We start from the raw sequence: 20,053 nt of genomic DNA, 5'->3' as shown, positions 1-20,053 counted from the left end.
ACGACTTAAAACCTTCGAGCCATGAACGTCAATCAACTTTTGGCCGAACTCGAGCGCAGACACCCGGGGGAAGGCGAGTATTTGCAGGCGGTACGCGAAGTGCTGCTGTCGGTCGAAACGGTCTACAACCGGCATCCCGAATTCGAGAAGCTGCGGATCGCCGAGCGGATCGTCGAGCCGGACCGGATCTTCACGTTCAAGGTCCCGTGGGTCGACGACCGGGGAAACGTTCAGGTCAACATCGGCTACCGCGTCCAATTCAACAACGCGCTCGGGCCGTACAAGGGAGGCTTGAGGTTCCACTCGAGCGTCAACCTGAGCATTCTGAAGTTTTTGGGCTTCGAACAGATTTTCAAGAACGCGCTGACGACGCTGCCGATGGGCGGCGCCAAGGGAGGTTCGGACTTCAACCCGCGCGGCAAGTCCGATGCGGAGGTCATGCGTTTCTGCCAAGCCTTCATGACCGAGCTGTGGCGTTACATAGGCCCCGAGACCGACGTGCCGGCCGGCGACATCGGCGTCGGAGGACGCGAGATCGGCTACCTGTACGGCATGTATCGCAAGCTGGCCCGGGAGAATACGGGCGTGTTGACCGGCAAGGGCATGACCTTCGGCGGCTCGCTCGTGCGGCCCGAGGCGACCGGGTTCGGCGCCGTCTATTTCGTCCGGCAGATGCTCGCCCACGCGGGCGATACGTTGGAGGGCAAGCGGATCGCCATCTCCGGATTCGGCAACGTGGCATGGGGAGTCGCGCTGAAAGCGACCGAGCTGGGAGCTCGCGTCGTGACGATTTCGGGCCCCGACGGCTACGTATACGACCCGGAAGGGCTCGATGCGGAAAAGATCGACTGCATGCTCGAACTGCGCGCATCGAACAACGACATCGTATCTCCTTACGCCGAGAGATTCCCCGGGACCGAATTCCACGCCGGCGCCCGCCCGTGGGAGGTGCCCGTCGACATCGCGATGCCCTGCGCGACGCAGAACGAACTCGACGGAGAGGACGCCGACCGGCTCATAGCCAACGGCGTGCGCTGCGTAGCCGAGGTATCGAACATGGGCTGCACGCCCGAGGCGATAGATCGGCTGATCGGCCGCCGGATGCTGTACGCGCCGGGCAAGGCGGTCAATGCGGGCGGAGTCGCCACCTCGGGCCTCGAAATGTCTCAGAACGCGATGAAGATGAACTGGGGGCGCGAAGAGGTCGACCGGCGACTGCACGAGATCATGTCGTCGATCCACCACGCCTGCCTCGAATTCGGAACCGAGTCCGACGGCTACATCAACTACATGAAGGGAGCCAACATCGCGGGTTTCATGAAAGTGGCCCGCAGCATGGCCGAACAGGGAATCGTCTGATCTGAAACAAAACCGCAAGGCCTGCCGCCATACGTCCGGGACGTATGGCGGCAAGCCTTTTACCTTTTCATATCGCTCCCGGCCTGCTCTTTTCCCGGCTCCGAACCGGCACGACGCAGACAAGCAACCCGTATCCGTACCCGACAAAGCGCCGGCAAGCGCGCCGGAAACGACAAACGGTACGAAAGAGAGCATACGGTTGCTCTCTTTCGTACCGTTTCAGCTATGTATCCTGTCGGCGCCCCGTCCTTAGAAAGGCAGATCGTCCACCTCCGAAGACGAGCCCGAAGCAACCGGCTCCTCGGCGAAGGCGTCGAGCGGCGGCAAGCCGTCCGACACGGGCGCCTGCTGAGGCTGCTGAGCGGCCTTGCGCACGATCCGCCATGCCCGCACCTCGGTGAACCAGCGTCCGTTGTACTCGCGCGACTCGACGTTGGCCGAGATCGTCACCGCCTCGCCGGGCTTCAGCGTCGCTGCATCCTGCGCCTTGTCGCCCCAGAAGCTGACGCACACCTTGCGGTTGAACTCCCCGGGCTGTTCGAAAACGACCTCCTGTTTGACCCACTCCCCTCGCGCGCTCGTTCCCCGGACGGGCGGCAGGACATTCCATACGGTTCCTTCCAATTCCATTATGCTTCGTCTTTAATGATGTCGATACCCAGAATCAGGTCGCCCCGGCGGATCCGGTCGATCACGTCCAACCCTTCGACCACGCGGCCGAAGCAGGTATGCACCCCGTCCAAATGGGCCGTATTCGTCCGGTTCATGCAGATGAAAAACTGCGACCCGCCCGTGTCCTTGCCCGCATGGGCCATGGAGAGCACGCCCCGGTCGTGATATTGCTTCGGAGCGGACGTCTCGCACTTGATCGTATAGCCCGGCCCCCCGGTTCCGGTGCCGAGCGGGCAACCGCCCTGAATCACGAAGTCGGGGATCACGCGGTGGAACGTCAGCCCGTCGTAAAAGCCCGACTCGGCCAGTTTGCAGAAATTGGCCACCGTGATCGGCGTCTCGTTGTCGTACAGCTCGACGGTCATGTCTCCCTTTTCGGTATGTATGATTCCTCGGGTCATAATCTGAATCGTTTTTGGTTTTCCGTTGTAAATATAGTCTTTTCCGAGCTTATCGCCAAAGCGAGCCCGTCAGGCATGCTCCTCCTTGCGGCGCATGCCCACGCGCGGAGCGCGCCGGAACTCCTTCTCGCGGTCGAACAGGTAACGGTACGTGGTGTGCATCTTGTGCTTTTTCGCGCAGACGAAATTTTCGACCATACGCATCATGACCGGGTTGAAATCGCCGATCCAGGCCAGCTCGAGGCTGTCGTAGCGCTTGTTCAGCCCCTTGGCCACCTCCTCCTCGAACGTGCGAATCATGCCCGACTCGATGCCTTTGCCCTGAAAATCGGGCACCACTCCGAAAATGATCGCGAAAATGCGACGAGCCTTCCGGCTTACCTTGAGTCTCCACAGAAAGCGCAGCTTCTGGACCAGACCGAAGCGGCCGCCCAGCGGTCCGATCACGCCGTTCAGATCGGGGACCATCAGAAAGAAGCCGATCGGAGCGTCGTCCCAGTAGGCGAAATACATCAGCTTCTCGTCGATGATCGGCCGCATCTTGGCCAGCAGGGCCCGGGCATGCTCGCGGGTGATCGGCTTGACGCCCGAGAAACCGGCCCACGCTTGGTTATAGACCGTCCGGAAATCCTCGGCGTACTGATCGATCCGCTTCTTGTCCATATGCTCGAAACGATAGCGCGGCTCCTCTTTCAGCCGCCGCACCCGCTCGTAGACGTTCTCGGGGAAAAGCCCCTCTTTGAGCTCGCGCAGGTAAGTATGCTGGTTGAAATAGTTCCGAAACCCGTAATTCTCGAACAGCCGGACGTAATACTCGAAATTGTACGGGTTCGCATAGAGCGGCGTGAACTCGAACCCCTTGACCAGCAGCCCCCACCATTGATCGCGGTCGCCGAAGTTGACGGGACCGTCCATCGCCTCCAAACCGCGCTCCTTCAGCCAGTCGCGCGCGGCGTCGAACAGCATGTCGGCCACCCGCTGGTCGTCGATCGATTCGAAAAAGCCGCAGCCGCCGGTCGGCTGATATTCCGAAGCGGCCACCAACTCCCGATTGTAAAAAGCGGCTATCCGGCCCACGACCCGGCCACGCTCGTCGACGACGATCCACCGGATCGCCTCGCCGTCGCGCAGCAACTCGTTCGTCTCGGGATGAAAGCGGTTCTCGATATCCTGATCGAGCGGACAGATCCAGTGCGGTTCATCGCGGTAGAGACGCTTGGGCAGATCCAGAAACTCGCGCGTAGCGCGCCGCGAGGTCACTTCCTCCAACGTATATGCAGCCATAAGGTTTCGCGATAGTTTCCGCAAAGGTAAGAAAAGTCGGGGAAAATCCGTAAGTTTGTCCGAAGCAAACCTATCCGGCATGACAGCGAACGATTCAGAGAGGACGCGACAGCAGAGCCCGATCGACTACGGCACCCTGATGCAAAGACGCATCCGGCGCGTACTGCTCATCAGCAGCAGCTACGACGCTTATACGCTCGAGGAAGACGGCCGCATCGACGTGCAGATCAACCGCGAGTATATCGAGCTGAACCTGAGCAACCCGCCCTCGTTCCGGAGGGTCAGCTCGTCGGTCGAAGCGCTCGAAGTGCTGCGGGACGATCCCGACTTCGATCTGGTGATCAGCATGTTCAACGTCGGCGAGCTGGACGTGTTCCACTCGTCGAAAAAGATCAAGCAGCTGAGGCCCGACATCCCCGTCGTGCTGCTGCTCAACTTCTCGCGCGACCTGTACCGGCGGCTCGAGCGGGAGGACGCCTCCGGCATCGACTACATTTTCTACTGGCACGGCAACGCCGACCTGATCCTGACGATCATCAAGCTGATCGAAGACCGCATGAACGCCGACAGCGACATTCTGGGCGCCGGCGTGCAGTCGATCCTGCTGGTCGAGGACTCGATCAAATACTACTCGACCTATCTGCCCACGATCTACAAGCTCGTGCTCCAGCAGAGCAAGGAGTTTCTCAAAGAGGCGCTCAACGAACAGCAGCAGATGCTGCGCAAGCGCGCGCGGCCCAAAATCCTGCTGGCCACGAACTATACCGAGGCCGTCGGGCTGTACGAGAAATACAAGAAGCATCTGCTGGGCGTCATTTCGGACGTCGGCTTCGTCATCCATAAGGGCGATCCCTCGTCGAGCGAGAAGCTCGACGCCGGCATCGATCTGTGCCGGCTGATCAAGGCCGACAACCCGCAGATGCCGTTCCTGCTTCAATCCTCTCAGGAGAGCATGCGCGCGACGGCCGAGAGTCTGGGCGTAGGCTTCATCGCCAAATACTCGAAAACGCTGCTGCTCGAACTGAGCGACTACATCAGCGAGGAGTTCACTTTCGGCGACTTCGTGTTCAAGGACCTCGCTACGGGCGAGGTGATCGGACGCGCGAAAGACCTGCGCGACATGCAGCATCTGGTCATGGAAATACCCGAAGACGTTCTGTTGTACCACGCCTCGCGCAACCGGCTGTCGAAATGGATGTACTCGCGGGGGCTTTTCTCGCTCGCAGGAGCCATGCGCGCGGTGCGCAACAGCCATTTCGCCACGACGCTCGAGATGCGCGAGTTCATCGCCGACGCGATCCGCCGCTACCGCATCCTGCAGGGACACGGCGTCGTCGCCCGCTTCGACCGCGACACGTACAACCGCTACATCTGGTTCGCCCGCATCGGCGACGGATCGCTGGGCGGCAAGGGGCGCGGCCTCGCGTTCATGAACAGCATGCTGCAAAAGCACCGTTTCTACGACCGCTACGAAAGGGTCAAGGTGCAGCTGCCGCGCACGGTCGTCATCGCAACGGACTATTTCGACGAGTTCATCCGCGACAACGGACTGCAATACGTCATCAACGCCGACGTCACCGACGAGGAAATCCTGTCGGAGTTCGTCAGTTCGCGGCTGCCCGAAACGCTGGTCGACGACCTGCGGGCCTATATACGCCACGCCGCGAGGCCGTTGGCCGTCCGGTCGAGCTCGAAACTCGAGGATTCGCACTATCAGCCGTTCGCGGGTATCTATTCGACCTACATGATCCCGCTCACCGACAACGAGGACCAGACGCTGCGGCTGCTGGGCAAGGCGATCAAGAGCGTCTACGCCTCGGTCTATTTCGCGTCGAGCCGGGCCTACATCCTCGCGTCGGGCAACCTGCTCAGCGAGGAAAAGATGGGCATCGTCATCCAAGAGGTCTGCGGATCGGAGGACGGAGGTTACTATTTCCCGACCGTTTCGGGCGTCGCCCGTTCGCTGAACTATTACCCGATAGGCGACGAGAAGCCCGAGGACGGCATCGTGAACCTCGCCTTCGGGCTCGGAAAGCTGATCGTCGACGGCGGGCTGACGCTGCGCTTTTCGCCCCGCTACCCGAAAAACGCGCTTCAGCTCTCAACGCCCGAGCTGGCGCTGCGCGACACGCAGCGGGAAATGTACGCGCTGAACCTGAAGCCCGAACAGTTCAAGACGTCGATCGACGACGCGGTCAATCTGGAGCGTTTCGAGATCAACAAGGCGAAGCATTTCCGCAACATGCGCCACGTCGCGTCGGTCTGGGACATGCAGAACCAACGCATATCCGACAGCCTGTTCGAGGACGGCCGGCGCATCATCACGTTCTCGCAGATACTCAAATACGACACGATCCCGCTCGCGCAGATCATCGGCGATCTGCTCCGCATGGGCGAGCAGGAGATGGGCTGCCCGGTCGAAATGGAGTTCGCCGTCGACATGGACGTCCCCTACGGGGCCGAGCGGACGTTCTGTTTTCTGCAGATCCGCCCGATCGTCGAGCAGCAGGACGCCCGGTCGCTCGACTGGGACAGCGTACGGACCTCCGACGCGCTGATCTACGCCGAAAGCGCGCTGGGCCTCGGCGCGATCGAAGGCGTGACGGACGTCGTCTACGTCCGCAGCGGTACGTTCGACACCTCGCGCACGCAGCGGATCGCCTCGGAGATCGGCGAGCTGAACAACCGCCTGCGCTCCGAGAAGCGCCCCTACGTGCTCGTCGGCCCCGGACGCTGGGGGTCGAGCGATCCGTGGCTCGGCATACCGGTCAAGTGGCCGTCGATCTCCGAAGCGAAGGTGATCGTCGAGTGCGGGCTGGAGAACTTCCGCGTCGAGCCGAGTCAGGGCACGCATTTTTTCCAAAATCTGACCTCGTTCGGCGTCGGCTACCTGACGATCAACCCGTTCATGGGCGACGGCCGGTTCGACGAAGGGCGGCTCGACGCGATGCCGGCCGTCTACGAGAGCGAGTCGGTGCGGCATGTCCGGTTCGACGCCCCGCTGTATATTTATATCGACGGGAGAAAAAACAAGGGCATCGTCCGCGAACGGCAGGCATCGGACGACTCCGCCCGGTGAGCGCCGTCCGGTCTTACGCAAACGCAGCTCCGCAGGCCGAACGCCCGCCGACGTCATCCGACCCGCTTTGCCGGACACGGGCGAACCGTAACGGATGATCCGCAAGAGGGGCTTCGCCTTTCCGACAGTTTCCGGTAACTTACCCGGCCTTCGGACGAAGCGATAGCAGCGGTTTACCGAAATCGGGCGATCCCGGACAGGCCGGACGCGTTTTCGGCACGGTAGCGTCGGCACCGCCGCCCGCATCTATGCCACCCGCCATCGTCCCGGCCGGATCGGCCGTTCCCATGCCTCGGGCCACGGCCGGTTACCGAACGGTCGGTACGTTCCGTGCCGCAACCCGTTTTCCGAGCGAGGCCCCGATCCGCCGCATCGTCGGAGCGCCGCCTCCGCTACAGCTAAGGACAAGACAGTCCCGTCTTCATGTTCCGAAGAGGATACACCGGACCTCCGGCCCAAATACGGAACCTGCCGGAATCCGACGACCGGCCGCATGCCTCGGCGGACCCGCCTCACGCGCAGTGCACGCCACTTCTGGACATCATGCGCTTCGTGCCGGTTCCGACGAACCTCGTCGCGGTCGCGACGGCCCCTCAACGGTCTCGCTACCGCCATGCTCGCGTTTCCCGACAGTGGCAACGTATTCGCCGAATAGACGCACGACGGAGACAAGGCACATGAATCGGACAAGGCCGTCGGGCATTCGCCTCTGCGAACGCCACACCCGAAACGCTCCCCCTGTCCCGTTCCGAGCCGAAGCCGGCGCGACGCGCGCACCCCAAGACGCCATACCCTATATGACGCTTCACGCCAAACCGACGTCCGTTCTCCCGACTTCGATCGCAGTATCGACTGCCGTCCAGTATGGCCAACCTTTGACTGGCAACTACTCTATTGAAATTACGACAGCAAAAGCCGCTCTTGCAGAACGGCTTTTAACTATCTTGGTATCGGCGGCATAATAATAGCCGGGCTTTCCCGTCCGTTTCCCGACCCATACGCAGCTATCGGCACGCGAGCGCGCCACGCTGCCACGATACGTCCCGCTTCGGCTCGAAAAACGGAAACGGCTTTTCTCCTTGCGGAATACGTCCGAGTCCTATGTCTGCAAGGCATTCGAGCAAACCCGTCCGGGAAATTGCGAGCCGTTCCGGAAACCGGCGCTACGCGCAGCGGCGGCCTCGGTATGCGCACCGGCAGATGCAGTTCGGCCGGACATCCGAGCCTTCCGACGAAAGCAGCCGATCCGGCAGCTTACCCGCGTCTCGGAAGCTCCATCCGCCGGTTTATGCAATCCGGCAGCTCCCGCTCGTAATGCGTCACGTAAATCATCGTCTTGCCCGGACGCCGGCAGAACTCCGAGATCACGGCCCGGGCGCGCTCCTTGTTGCAGCAGTCGAGCCCGTGCAGCGGCTCGTCCAGAATCAGCAGGTCGGGGTCCTTGACGAACGCCCGGGCGAGCAGCAGCAGGCGCTGTTCGCCGGAGGAAAGCCGCAGGAAAGAGCGATCCCTGAGCGGACGGATACCGAAAGCGTCCATCCATTGCTCGCAAACGGCGCGCTGGGCGTCGTCGGGCGTCCGGTACAGTCCGATCGTATCGAAAAAGCCCGATGCGACGATATCGACGGCCGGAATATCCTTCACATAAGAGCGGTGCATCTCGGGCGACACGTAACCGATGCGGCGCTTGATGTCCCAGATGCTCTCGCCCGTGCCGCGACGCCGTCCGAACAGCGAAATGTCCTGCGCATAGGCCTGCGGATTGTCGGCGCACAGCAGGCTCAGCAGCGTCGACTTGCCCGAGCCGTTCGCGCCTGTCAGCGTCCACTTTTCGCCCCGGCGGACCGTCCAGTCGACCGAGTCGAGAATCGTCCGGCCGCCGTAGCGAATCGTCACGTTCCGAAGCCGGGCCACTTCGTCGCAATCCGGCCCGGCGTTCAGCGGTTCGGGCAGAACGGGAGCCTGCCTCGCATAGCGTCCGGCCAGATCGTCCCGCCGGGCCGAAAGCGACTCGCCGCGCACGAACTCCTCCCGCGTCTGCTTGGGCCCGCAACGCCGGTCGTCCACGACGTATACATGCGTCACGAACGAAGGCACGTCGTCGGGCGACGAGACCACCCACACGACCCGCACGTCGGTCCGCTCGGTCAGTCTCCTGAAAAGCCGCTCGAGCGTCTCCCGCGTAGCCGCGTCGAGCCCGATGAACGGGCTCTCGACAAAGAGCACGCGGGGAGAGGCCAGCAGCATCTTGGCGATCTGGAACCGGCGCAGCTCGCCGCTCGAAAGCAGCACGATCCGCTTGCCGAGCAAGCGGTCCATGTCCAGCATCGCAAACAACTCGTCTCGCCACCGCGGATCGCAGGCCGTACGCCCGAGCGCCTCCGACGCCAGAGGCGCCTCCTCGCGGTCGGAAGAGTTCCACCGCTGCTGGTAATAATAGCCGCGATCGGCCGTGCCGTACGCATCGCGGAACGTAACATGGCGTATGTTATCGCAAGCCTTGCCGCCGGGTTTGCCGAAATCGTAGCGCAATTCGCCCCGCTCCAGATACAGCAGGCCCGACAGCGTCTCGACCAGCACGGTTTTCCCGCTGCCGTTCGGTCCGACGATCGCCAGATGCTCGTCGGCGTTCAGCGTGAAGTCGACCGGCTCGCGGAAGCGCCGGCTCTCGTCCCGGATCACGCCTCCCCGCAGGGAGATCACGGGGTTTCGTCCATCATTTTCCATATCGGTTCTCGTTCCGGGCAGGATTCGCCCTACCCCTGCGCAAAGATAGCGATCGCGGAACAAAATACGGTTTTGCCGGCGCACATTCCAACATAATCGTGTACGGTTTCCCTTCCGACCCGATACGCCCGTACCCTCGTCGAATCGAAACCGCAGTCCTTTCGTCGGATTCCGAGCCTTCCGCAAAAATCCGCAACCCAAACCGGCCCAAAGCGGCGCCCGCCGGCATGCCGAAGCAAACCATGCACAGAGACTCCCGCAGCCCGCCGAACCGCGCGCCCGCTCAGTCCGATCCGTCCGCATCCCGTCGAGCCGAAACCATTGTTCCTGCCGCCGGATTCCGGACCTTTCCGCAAAGGCCGCAAACCGACGCCCGAACAGCGCCCGTCAGCATACCGGGACAAAACCATACACGTAAATCCTCGCCATCCGCCGCACCGGGCACACCGGACCGCTCCCTGCCGCGCCGAAGATTCGGCCAAGGCCGACAGCGCTCGCCCCGGCGACCAATGCGACGGCCGCTTCCCGTGAGGGGAAGCGGCCGCTCAAAAAACAGAATCGTACGATCCGGAACTATCGCTCGGCATCCCGCTCGCGCCGGACGAACTCGCGGACGGCCTGCCGCGAGAAATCCTCGCCCTGCGAGGTCAGGATATGCCCCGTAGTAGGATGTTCGAGCATATGCTTCTCGCCCTTGAGCTGATTGTACATCGCATATACGGTGGTCGGTGGGCAGAGCGAATCGATGATCCCCGCCGTCACATAGGTGGGCACGGTCACATGGCGCGCGAAGTTGACCACGTCGTAATAGCGCGCGGCTTTCAGCTGACGGGCGTCGGGCACGCCCTCCCCGTCGCATTCCACCAACAACGGCCATCCGGAAGCGCGATCCGCCGCCATGCCCGTATGGTCGCACATGGCGGGAATTTCGGCACAGACCAGATCGACCCTCGGATCGAGACAGCCGGCCATCACGGCCTGAGCGCCTCCCTGACTGCAACCGTGTACCATGACCGTCTTGCCGTCCCACTGGGGCTGAGCGGTAATCACGTCGATCGCACGGATCAGGCGCATGACCATCTCGTGAAAGAACATCGAGTCGCGGTCGTCCCGGCCGAAAAGGAAATATTCGAACATCGGACCGTTCTCCAAGTCGGCATAATAGGAGTCGGGTTCGCCGTTGGGCAGGCCGTGCACGTTGAAGTCGAGCACGCACAGACCGTCTTTGGCCCAAGACACGGCCCACCACGCCCGGGAGCTCTTGACCCCGGCGCCGTTGAGCGTCACCATAGCGGGCAACGTACCGGGCTTCGCGTCCTTCGGATAAGCCAGATAGGCCGAAAAACTCCCCGGCTCGCAGTCGGCCTGCACGTCGAACACCGCGATACCCGGATCGGTCGACGGAGCCGGAGTCAGGCGGATATTCATCGGAATCTTCGCCTGCTTTTTCAGCTCGCGCTTCCAATAAGACATAAAATCCTTCGGCTCGGGCATGCTGGGCCCGATCAGCAGCTTGTCGACGCCGGCGCCCGCCATCGCCCGGAGTTCGTGCCCCTGCGGCGTAACGAACTTCACGCGGCATTGCAAGAAGCCGGGTTCGTCGAGCTCATGCCCCCCGATCACAGCCCGTCCGTCGCTGACGCGGGCCACGCCGGAAGTCTTGGGTTTCCACGAGTCTTTGGTCACCTCCCATGTCAGCTCGCCGTCCGCTACGGGAGCCCCGTCCTTCTCGAACGACACCAAAAAGCGCACTTCGTCGCCCCGACCGTACGAGCCGTCGGCCCGGTCGGGCGCCACGAGCAGCCGGTATCCGTCCGCCTCGTTCATCTGGCTCTGGGCGGAAACCGCCGCGACGGCAAAAACAGTCAAAATCGCTGTAAGCAATAGGTTTCTTCTCATGATTCTACTCTGTTCGATTGATTTCAAAAAATCCCGTTACGGGCCATGTTCCGGCCGAACTTCGCCGCGCAAAAATCGCTTCCTTCCCCGAACGGGCACGCAATAATCGCAAATTTGCGCGAATATCGCAACTCCGATTCGCCTTTCCGTACAACGTTCGCACGGAACGCTTCCGCCGAAACGCCCCCTGCGCCTCGTCTTCAGCCGGTCCGGGCGGATGCGAGCCATGGCCGAGTTCACGCGGCCGATCCGCCGTGCGGACTACTCGGTCAGCTTCCCCTCCCGGACTTGGCCGAGCCAGCGAAGCAAGGCCGCGCGATACTCGTCCCAATAATCGAAGCGGCCGATCCAGCCGTGCCGGCCGGTCGGATAGACGTGCAGTTCGGCCGGTACGCCGTTTTCTTTGAGCGCGTCGTAATACAGGATACTGTTACGGACCGGCACCACCTCGTCGTTGTCGCTCAGCGCGATAAAGGCGGGCGGGGTCTGCGGAGTCACCTGCCGCTCGCTCGAATAGCGTTCGACCAGTCCGGCGTCGTATCCTTTGCCCAGCAGGTTCTCGCGGCTGCCCATGTGGGTGTATCGCTCTCCCATCGTAATGACCGGATAGATCAGAATCGAAAAGTCGGGGCGCGTCCGTTCGTCGAAATGCGTGGACGCCGTCGAGGCCAGATGTCCGCCGGCCGAGAAACCCATGACGCCCACCTGATGCGGATCGACGCCCCACGACGGGGCATTGCGCCGTGCGATGCGGATCGCCTCGTGCACGTCTTCCAACGGAATTTCGTGGTGGCCGTTCGGCATCCGGTAACGGAGCACCAAAGCGGCGATGCCGTGGTCGCCAAGCCAGCGGGCCACCTCGAGCCCCTCGCGCTCGTAGCAGACGCATCCGTACCCCCCGCCCGGACAGACAACGACCATCTGTCCTACGGCCCGCTCCCTCTCGGGCAGGAATACGTAATAATCGGGGACGGTCACGTTGAACAGAACCCCGTCGCGATCGACGGTCGACGCAGGATCGATCCCGCTCGAGCGCTCGGGGCCGTCGGGATAGAGAGGCTGCGGAGTCTGAGCCTCGAGTGCGCAGCAAAAAGCCGCGCAGGCGGCCAATACGGCGAAAAGTCTTTTCATCGGAGTATTCGGTTTCATTCGGGTCATCGACTGCTTTTGCGAGTAGGTAAAGATACGAAAAAAATGTAAATTTGTCCCATAACCTCTAAAACCTTACTTCGGGATGAAAACCGTGTTGCTGGCCTTTACGGCCCTGATCTTAACATCCATGGCTATGGAACAGAACAGCATCGAACTGCCCGCCCCGGTCAAAACGGGAGGCATGCCGCTGATGGAGGCGCTTTCGAAACGGGCGACCGACCGGCTGATGGACCCCGCGCGCTCGCTGGACGAACAACAGTTGTCGAACCTGCTGTGGGCGGCATGGGGAATCAATCGCCCCGACGGCCGCCGGACGGCCCCTTCGGCATTGAACCGTCAGGAAATCGATATTTACCTGATCGGCCGCCGCGACGCGTACCGCTACGATGCGGCCGAACACGAACTGGTCGGCGTGGCCGAGGGCGACTTCCGCAGGGACGTCAACTCGCAGGACTACACGAAAACATGCGACTGGATTCTGGTATACGTCGCCGACTACTCGAAAATGGCGGGCGGTAGCGATTCCGACAGGGCCGTCACGGCCGGCATCGATGCCGGACTGATCGCGCAGAACGTCTACTTGTACGGAGCGTCCGAAGGACTGGCCGTCGTCGTGCACATGTCGATCAACCGCGACGTGATCGCCCGCGCGCTGAAGCTCGGAGCCTCGCAGCATATCGTCCTCGCTCAGAGCGTAGGCCTCCCCGCCAGCCGATGATCCCGCGCGAAAAACTGCTCGAGACACTCCGCCGCCACTGGGGCTACGAACGTTTCCGCCCGCTGCAGCTCGAGACGATCGAGGACGTGTGCGCCGGACGGGACACGCTCGTGCTGATGCCCACCGGCGGCGGCAAGTCGGTCGTCTATCAGGTACCCGCCTTGGCTTCGGAGGGCGTATGCGTCGTTGTGACGCCTCTTATCGCGCTGATGAAGGACCAGATCGACCGCCTGCGCTCGCGCCGGATTCTGGCCGAGTCGATCCACTCGGGCATGTCGCCGCGCGACATCGACCGCATTCTGGACAACTGCGTGTACGGCAGCGTCAAGTTTCTCTACATAGCTCCCGAGCGAATCGACAGCGAGCTGTTCCGGACCCGCTTCGGGAAAATGCGCGTGTCGTTGCTGGCCGTCGACGAGGCGCACTGCATCTCCCAATGGGGCTACGACTTCCGGCCCTCCTATCTGCGTATCGCGCGGCTGCGGGAGCTGCAGCCCGACATGCCGGTCCTCGCGCTGACCGCTTCGGCGACGCCCGAGGTCGCCGAGGACATCATGCGCCGCCTGAAGTTCCGCAAGCCGCACGTCCGCCGCATGAGTTTCGAGCGGGCGAACCTGAGCTATGTCGTGCGGCGCACCGAGGACAAGCACGGTCAACTGCTGCGCATCGTCGGAAGCGTGCTCGGCCCGGGCATCGTCTATGTCCGCACCCGGGAAAAGGCCGAAACGATCGCGGCTTTTCTGAACGAGCACGGCATAGCGGCCGGATTCTATCACGGCGGCATGAACTACCTGATGCGCTCCGTGCGTCAGGACGAGTGGATCAGAGGAACGACGCGCGTCATGGTCGCAACCAACGCATTCGGCATGGGGATCGACAAGGCCGACGTCCGTTTCGTCGTGCACTACGATGTCTGCGACTCGCTCGAGGCATACTATCAGGAGGCCGGGCGCGCGGGACGCGACGGCAAACCGGCCTACGCCGTCACGCTGCTTTCGGACGACGACGCATCGAAAGCGGGGCGCCGCATGGAACTCGACTTCCCCTCCAAACAGACGATCCGCCGCGTGTACGAAGCGCTGTTCAACTATCTGGGCGTAGCCGTCGGCGACGGCCGGGGCGCTTCTTTCACGTTCAACGTGTTCGATTTCGCGGCGCGGTTCCGCTTTTTCGTTCCGACAGCTCTCCAGTCGATCAAGATCCTGCAACAGAACGGCTACATGGTCCTGACCGACGAAACGGACAACCCGCCCCGCATCCGTTTCATCGTCCAGCGCGACGAGCTGTACCGCATCCGGGTGGACCGCCGCGAGCTGGACCACTTCATCACGGTGCTGCTGAGACGGTACAGCGGCCTGTTCAGCGACTTCGTGCCCATCGCCGAGGACGAACTCGCGCACCTGACGGGCTATACGGCCGGCCAGGTACGCGAACTGCTGAAAAAGCTGTGGCAACTGCACATCGTCAAGTACATTCCGGGCAATCGCAGTCCGATGCTGATTCTCTCCGAGGAGCGCCTGCCGGCGGACGACGTGCGCATATCTCCCGAAAGCTACACCCTGAGAAAGGAAGCGGCCGAGAAACGGCTCGGCGCCATGCTCCGCTACCTGAACGGAGACGAGTGCCGCAGCATCGCCATCCGCCGCTACTTCGGCGAGCAGGAACCCTCTCCCTGCGGCATCTGCGACCGATGCCGGGAGCGACGCAAAAGCGGCCTCGGCTCGCGGAGGAACGTTCTCGGGCAGCGGATTCTGGAACTCGTCGAGAACCGGCCGACCGATGTCAAGACGCTGGTCTCGAACCTCGGAGGCGATGCCTCGACCATTCTCGACACGGTGACCTCCCTGCTCGACAACGGCGAAATTATCGAGCGGGAGGATGGGAAACTCCGGATTAATCGGTAACTTTGGGCCATCTATGGAAAAAACGTACGCCGACAGCATCACCAGCGAAGCGGTCAACCTGCTCCCGACGGGGTCCTTCCCCGGCGAGATCGTCGTCGTGGACCGCAGCGAGCTGATCGCCGACGCGTGCGCGTACCTGTCGGAATGCGACATAATCGGCTTCGACACGGAGACCCGCCCGTCGTTCACCAAAGGCGTGATGAACAAGGTGTCGCTGCTGCAACTCTCGTCCGGCGAGCGGGCCTTTCTGTTCCGGCTGAACCGCATCGCGCTCGAAAAGCCGTTGCTGCAGCTGCTCTCCTCGGACCGAGTCGTCAAGGCCGGAGTCGCCATCCGCGACGATATCCGCGTACTCAGGCAACTGAGGCATTTCACCCCGGGCGGATTCGTCGAGCTGCAGAACATAGCGCCCGAGTACGGCATCACCGACAAAAGCCTGCGCAAGCTCGCGGCCATCGTGCTCGGCGTCCGCATATCGAAAGCCCAGCGCCTGAGCAACTGGGAAGCCAAGCAGCTTACCCCGGCCCAGCAACTCTACGCGGCGACCGACGCGTGGATCGGCCGCGAGATCTATCTGAAGCTGAAAAAATAAGGGCGCCCCGGCCGCACGGCAAGAAACGGGCAGACAGCGAAATACGTTTTTCTCAAGCTCTTTTCCCCGATTTTTGCATAGAAACTCCGGTCACGCCGACCGGAAAGCAATCGACACGATAAAACCATCTCAGCCATGATAAAAAGAGATTTCAAAGAGGCACTCCTGCATAGGCGGTCCTACTACCGCATCGGAGCCGACTCGCCGGTATCCGACGAGCGAATCCGCGAAGCGATCGACTTCGCCGTCCTGCATGTCCCGTCCGCTTTCAACTCACAGTCGACGCGCATCGTACTGCTATTGGGCGAAAGCCACAAAAGGCTATGGGAGATAACGAAAGAGACGTTGCGCAAAATCGTCCCGGCCGAGGCTTTCCCCGGTACGGAAGCCAAAATCGACGGCAGTTTCGGAGCCGGGCATGGAACCGTTCTGTTCTTCGAGGACCGCGCGACAGTCAAGCGGCTGCAGGAAGCCTACCCTACCTACAGCGAGCGGTTCCCCGTGTGGGCGCAGCACACCTCGGCCATGCACCAGCTGGCGATCTGGACCATGCTGGAGGATATGGGCCTCGGAGCCTCCCTGCAACATTACAATCCGCTGATCGACGAAGCCGTCCGTTCGGCATGGAGTCTCGATCCGGAATGGGAGCTGGTAGCGCAGATGCCGTTCGGTGCCCCGTCCGGAGAACCGGGCCCGAAAGAGTTCCAGCCGCTGGAGGGAAGAGTGCTCGTGTTCGACTGATCGGAAAGCCCGGCTTCCGACGGCTCGCCCATTTCATACCGTCGTGCAACGTCGGAGACGCCGTTGCGGCGAACGGCTCACATGTCCGAAAGGGCCAGCGTATGCCTGGCCGTTTCCGTCCGGCCGTACGGTCCGAGCCCGGTTCGAACGCCCCTTTCCTCCTCCGGCAACTGCCGCACGGTTTGAAAACTAAAAAAAACCGGAATATCGGAACCGGCAGCGTCCGAGCGCAGCCGCACGGAAGAAAATCCGATCACGAAAATCAGACTTTTCCCTCGCGGTGCTTCCGCTCCACGTTCCGGAGCATGTCGGCAGTCATCGAAGCGAGGTCCCACGTAGGGGCCCAGTCCCACTCGCGGCGGGCGCAGGCATCGTCCATCGAGTCGGGCCAGCTACGGGCGATACCCTCCTTGACGGGATCGATCCGGTAGGTCATTTCAAAATCGGGCATATGCTTGCGGATTTCGGCGGCCAGTATCTCCGGAGTGAAGCTCATCGACGTGATATTGAAAGCATTGCGATGGACCAGACGAGCCGGATCGGCCTCCATCAGTCGCACGCAGGCGTTCAGCGCGTCGGGCATGTACATCATGTCCATATAGACGTCGCCCGGAATCGGACAGACGAAGCGGTCCGTTTTCACCGCATCGTAGAAAATCTCGACGGCATAGTCCGTCGTGCCCCCGCCCGGCAGCGTAACGCTCGAGATGATGCCCGGGAAACGGACGCTGCGCGTATCGACCCCGTACTTGCTGTGATAGTAGTCGCTCAGCAGCTCGCCCGTGACCTTGCATACGCCGTAAATCGTATTCGGTCGCATCAGCGTGTCCTGAGGCGTACGCTCCTTGGGCGACGACAAGCCGAACGCGCCGATCGAGCTGGGAGTGAACAACGAGCAGCCGTACTGGCGGGCTATGTCGAGCGAGTTCATCAGCGCCCCCATGTTGATATTCCAAGCCAGCTGAGGGTCTTTCTCGCCCACGGCGCTCAGCAGCGCGACCAGGTTGAAAATCGTATCGACCTTGTACTTGTTGACCGTATAGCCGTAAGCATGCGGATCGAGTGCGTTCAGCACGACGAACGGCCCCGTCTCGCTCAGCGCGCGGCACTCGCGGACATCGGCCGCCACGACGTTGGCATTCCCGTACAGGCCGCGCAGAAATGTCGTCAGCTCGGAGCCGATCTGCCCGCCGGCCCCCACGATCAGAATTCTTTTCATAATGCTCGGTATTCGTTTGCCCGCACGGCATCCTGAGCCGGCCGCAGGGAAATCCGCTCCTGCAGCGGAAATGCCGCCTGCCGGACTTCCGAGCGCAAAAGTAAATAAATTTCAGGCAAAATGGCGCTCCCTTTTGCAGAATTGAAAAATGATCTTTACTTTTGTGCCCGCCGAGGAGGACCGGCATCCCGACGAGGGCGTTGCATTCTCCGTCACCAGAGAGGCTGGGAAGGAAGACGTCGCGGCATTCGCCGGAAGCGGTTTCACCCGACGGCGAGCGGTTCTTCAACATTCGGGCGGATACCAGAGTGGCCAAATGGGGCAGACTGTAAATCTGCTGTCTTTCGACTTCGGTGGTTCGAATCCATCTCCGCCCACACGGTCCGCCGGGCCGTCGCCTCCTCCCGAAAGGACGGAAGCGGAGCCCTGCGGAGAAACGAAAATTGCGGAAGTAGCTCAGTTGGTAGAGCATTAGCCTTCCAAGCTAAGGGTCGCGGGTTCGAGCCTCGTCTTCCGCTCTGACAAAGGCCGCTGTCCCTCAGATCGCGGCCTTTTGTATTTCTTTCGTACAACGCTACCTACGAACAACATGGTAAACATGCTCCGATGCGCCTGCAGGATTGCCGCCTTCGCAATTTTCGCAGGCCAGTATTCGTGTATCGACAAGCAATACGATCTGTCCGATCTGGACACGGACGACGTGACGATCGGCAACGAGCTGACCCTACCGCTCGGAACGGGAATCATCGCGGCCGGAGATATCGTCCATATCGAAGATAACGAAGAGATTACGGTCGACGACGCCGGAAACTACGTGGCGCGGTACTCCGGCGAAATCGGCGTGGACATGCCCGGCGAAATAGGTATCGGAGAGTCCTGCTTTTCGGAATCCCGGCTCGATATTCCGCTTGCCCCGGCAGGTTCTCCCTACGACTATCCGGAGGATGCCGAGATCGAACTCGGCGAATCCCCCGTCGGACTCGATCTGGCGACGAGCAACATCGTCCGACTCGACTCCGTATTGTTCGACAACCGCAACGGAGCGTCGCGCCTCGAACTGAAACTCTCCGTCGAAAACCTCCGTCTCGACGACGGGGACGCGGAGGTGGCGTTCCGCGCGTCTTTTCCGAAAGGATACCGCATGGCCTCCGAAACCGGACAAGACGGAAACTTCGCCGATTCCGAATACTCCTGCACGATCCCGATGCGCGAGCTGAACGGCCGGCCGAAAAGCGTCCGCCTGCTGCTGCAAAAAGCGGTTGTCGGGACCGACGACCGGATCGTGTACAGCGCCTCGCTGCGGATCAAAAAGAACGCCTCGCTGTCCGTCTCGGGTATTCCCGGACTTCGGATCGCAGGAGGAATCTCGTCCCCCGATTACCAAGTAATTTACGGACTGATCGATGACAAGATCACGACGGAGCCGGTCGATATCGAAACCGAAGGGCTTGACGACCTGTTCGACGGCGACGACGGCGTGCTGAGTTTCGCCGATCCGCACATCCGGCTGACGACGTACACCAACGTCGGCATTCCGTTGCAGGCTTCGCTTGCGATGAGCTCGGTCAACAGCCGCTCCGGCGCTACGGAATCGGTCGCAGCCGACCGCATCGCGGTGAATGCCCCCGACGCATACGGGCAGACGGCTGCCAGCGACATTTGGCTCGGCGCTTCGGACCGCGACGTTCCCGCGTCATACGCGTTCACGGCATGTCCGATCAACGACTTGCTCAGGATTTCCCCGGACCATATCTCGATCCATACAGCGGTACGCACGGACACCGGCGCGGCCGACTCGCGGGCCTACTTCTATCCGAAAGACGCTTTCGCCCGGATCGCCTACACGGTCGAGGTCCCGCTCGCTCCCGCCGCCGACTTTCACGGGCGGACCGACCAGACGGTCGACGAAGCGTTCGACGCGGATCTGATCGATTACCTGTTCTCCAGCGGCTCGGTCGAAATCTACGGCCAAGTGACCAACTCCCTGCCGCTGAATTTCGACATGAACCTGATCGTCACGGACGCGGCGGACGTTCCGGTCGGGATCGCTTTCTCTCCGCAGAAGGTCGAGGGCGGCGGACAGGGAACCGACGGCGCGGTCAGCGACGTATCGTTCACCATTACTGAAACGGACATGCCTAAAATGAAGAACGCCCGAAACCTCCGCATACGGCTCGACGCCTACTGCGACGAAGCGCTGGCCGGCCGGCACCTGCGGCCGGATCAGCAGGCCAAGCTGGCGCTGAAGCTCCGCAAAAGCGGAGGAATTACCATCTCTACCGACGAATACCCCCCCAAGGCTACAA

13 protein-coding genes, 2 tRNA genes and 1 pseudogene are annotated in these 20,053 nt (G+C 61.8%); 9 read left to right on the top strand and 7 right to left on the bottom strand.

The features are described from left to right. Nucleotides 1-21: 21 nt before the first annotated feature. Nucleotides 22-1,359: an NADP-specific glutamate dehydrogenase gene (gene gdhA / locus NQ491_RS10400; protein WP_019245618.1), complete on the top strand. Its 1,338-nt coding sequence runs from the start codon at nucleotides 22-24 to the stop codon at nucleotides 1,357-1,359. Nucleotides 1,360-1,608: 249 nt separating this feature from the next. Here gdhA and NQ491_RS10395 read toward each other — a convergent pair whose 3' ends face one another. The 3 genes from NQ491_RS10395 to NQ491_RS10385 all read right to left on the bottom strand — a co-directional run bounded on the left by NQ491_RS10395 (nucleotide 1,609) and on the right by NQ491_RS10385 (nucleotide 3,716). Then, nucleotides 1,609-1,989 carry a DUF3127 domain-containing protein gene (locus NQ491_RS10395; protein ID WP_019245619.1) on the bottom strand — a complete coding sequence of 127 codons (381 nt, stop codon included), beginning with the start codon at nucleotides 1,987-1,989 and terminating at the stop codon, nucleotides 1,609-1,611. Next, complete coding sequence (locus tag NQ491_RS10390; RefSeq protein WP_019245620.1) at nucleotides 1,989-2,432, bottom strand: peptidylprolyl isomerase; 444 nt, start codon at nucleotides 2,430-2,432, stop codon at nucleotides 1,989-1,991. Before NQ491_RS10390 ends, NQ491_RS10395 begins: the two co-directional genes overlap by 1 nt. A gap of 69 nt (nucleotides 2,433-2,501) precedes the next feature. After that, nucleotides 2,502-3,716, bottom strand: a complete 1,215-nt coding sequence (locus NQ491_RS10385) for a hypothetical protein (protein WP_019245621.1) — start codon at nucleotides 3,714-3,716, stop codon at nucleotides 2,502-2,504. A 79-nt stretch (nucleotides 3,717-3,795) separates the two neighbouring features. Between NQ491_RS10385 and NQ491_RS10380 the strand changes: the two genes are divergently transcribed. Next, the gene (locus NQ491_RS10380) at nucleotides 3,796-6,795 is read left to right on the top strand and encodes a PEP/pyruvate-binding domain-containing protein (protein ID WP_019245622.1); all 3,000 of its coding nucleotides are present in this window, start codon (nucleotides 3,796-3,798) and stop codon (nucleotides 6,793-6,795) included. Between the two features lie 1,254 nt (nucleotides 6,796-8,049). Here NQ491_RS10380 and NQ491_RS10375 read toward each other — a convergent pair. The 3 genes from NQ491_RS10375 to NQ491_RS10365 form a co-directional block, all read right to left on the bottom strand. Then, nucleotides 8,050-9,522 carry an ATP-binding cassette domain-containing protein gene (locus tag NQ491_RS10375; protein ID WP_034282828.1) on the bottom strand — a complete coding sequence of 491 codons (1,473 nt, stop codon included), beginning with the start codon at nucleotides 9,520-9,522 and terminating at the stop codon, nucleotides 8,050-8,052. A 573-nt stretch (nucleotides 9,523-10,095) separates the two neighbouring features. Continuing rightward, a complete protein-coding gene (locus NQ491_RS10370; protein WP_034282830.1) occupies nucleotides 10,096-11,421 on the bottom strand; it encodes an acetylxylan esterase in 1,326 nt (441 codons plus the stop codon). 261 nt (nucleotides 11,422-11,682) lie between these two features. After that, a complete protein-coding gene (locus NQ491_RS10365; protein WP_019245627.1) occupies nucleotides 11,683-12,552 on the bottom strand; it encodes an alpha/beta hydrolase in 870 nt (289 codons plus the stop codon). A gap of 103 nt (nucleotides 12,553-12,655) precedes the next feature. Here NQ491_RS10365 and NQ491_RS10360 point away from each other — a divergent pair, with 103 nt between their 5' ends. The 4 genes from NQ491_RS10360 (at nucleotide 12,656) to NQ491_RS10345 (ending at nucleotide 16,528) form a co-directional block, all read left to right on the top strand. After that, on the top strand, nucleotides 12,656-13,291 hold the full coding sequence (locus tag NQ491_RS10360; protein WP_026089603.1) for a SagB/ThcOx family dehydrogenase: 636 nt from the start codon (nucleotides 12,656-12,658) through the stop codon (nucleotides 13,289-13,291). Continuing rightward, a complete protein-coding gene (locus NQ491_RS10355; RefSeq protein ID WP_019245629.1) occupies nucleotides 13,288-15,195 on the top strand; it encodes a RecQ family ATP-dependent DNA helicase in 1,908 nt (635 codons plus the stop codon). Before NQ491_RS10360 ends, NQ491_RS10355 begins: the two co-directional genes overlap by 4 nt. A 13-nt stretch (nucleotides 15,196-15,208) precedes the next feature. Further along, nucleotides 15,209-15,787 carry a 3'-5' exonuclease gene (locus tag NQ491_RS10350; protein ID WP_019245630.1) on the top strand — a complete coding sequence of 193 codons (579 nt, stop codon included), beginning with the start codon at nucleotides 15,209-15,211 and terminating at the stop codon, nucleotides 15,785-15,787. A gap of 138 nt (nucleotides 15,788-15,925) precedes the next feature. Continuing rightward, nucleotides 15,926-16,528, top strand: coding sequence for a nitroreductase family protein (locus NQ491_RS10345; protein ID WP_026089604.1), 603 nt, complete (start codon nucleotides 15,926-15,928; stop codon nucleotides 16,526-16,528). Between the two features lie 262 nt (nucleotides 16,529-16,790). On the opposite strand, the gene NQ491_RS10340 is transcribed toward NQ491_RS10345, so the two are convergent. Continuing rightward, nucleotides 16,791-17,747 carry an NAD-dependent epimerase/dehydratase family protein gene (locus NQ491_RS10340; protein ID WP_019245633.1) on the bottom strand — a complete coding sequence of 319 codons (957 nt, stop codon included), beginning with the start codon at nucleotides 17,745-17,747 and terminating at the stop codon, nucleotides 16,791-16,793. 294 nt (nucleotides 17,748-18,041) lie between these two features. On the opposite strand from NQ491_RS10340, the gene NQ491_RS10335 reads away from it, so the two are divergent. From NQ491_RS10335 to NQ491_RS11270, 3 genes and pseudogenes are all read left to right on the top strand, one after another. After that, nucleotides 18,042-18,124, top strand: a tRNA-Tyr gene (locus NQ491_RS10335). Nucleotides 18,125-18,192: 68 nt separating this feature from the next. Next, nucleotides 18,193-18,265 (top strand) — tRNA-Gly (locus NQ491_RS10330). A gap of 71 nt (nucleotides 18,266-18,336) precedes the next feature. Further along, a pseudogene (locus NQ491_RS11270) lies at nucleotides 18,337-19,962 on the top strand (DUF4621 domain-containing protein); the annotation flags it as partial. Nucleotides 19,963-20,053: the final 91 nt, after the last annotated feature.

Source organism: Alistipes ihumii AP11, from assembly GCF_025144665.1.
Taxonomy (GTDB): Bacteria; Bacteroidota; Bacteroidia; order Bacteroidales; family Rikenellaceae; genus Alistipes_A; species Alistipes_A ihumii.
The sequence above is the reverse complement of the archived record's forward strand: the minus strand, read 5'-3'. Positions and strand labels throughout refer to the sequence as shown.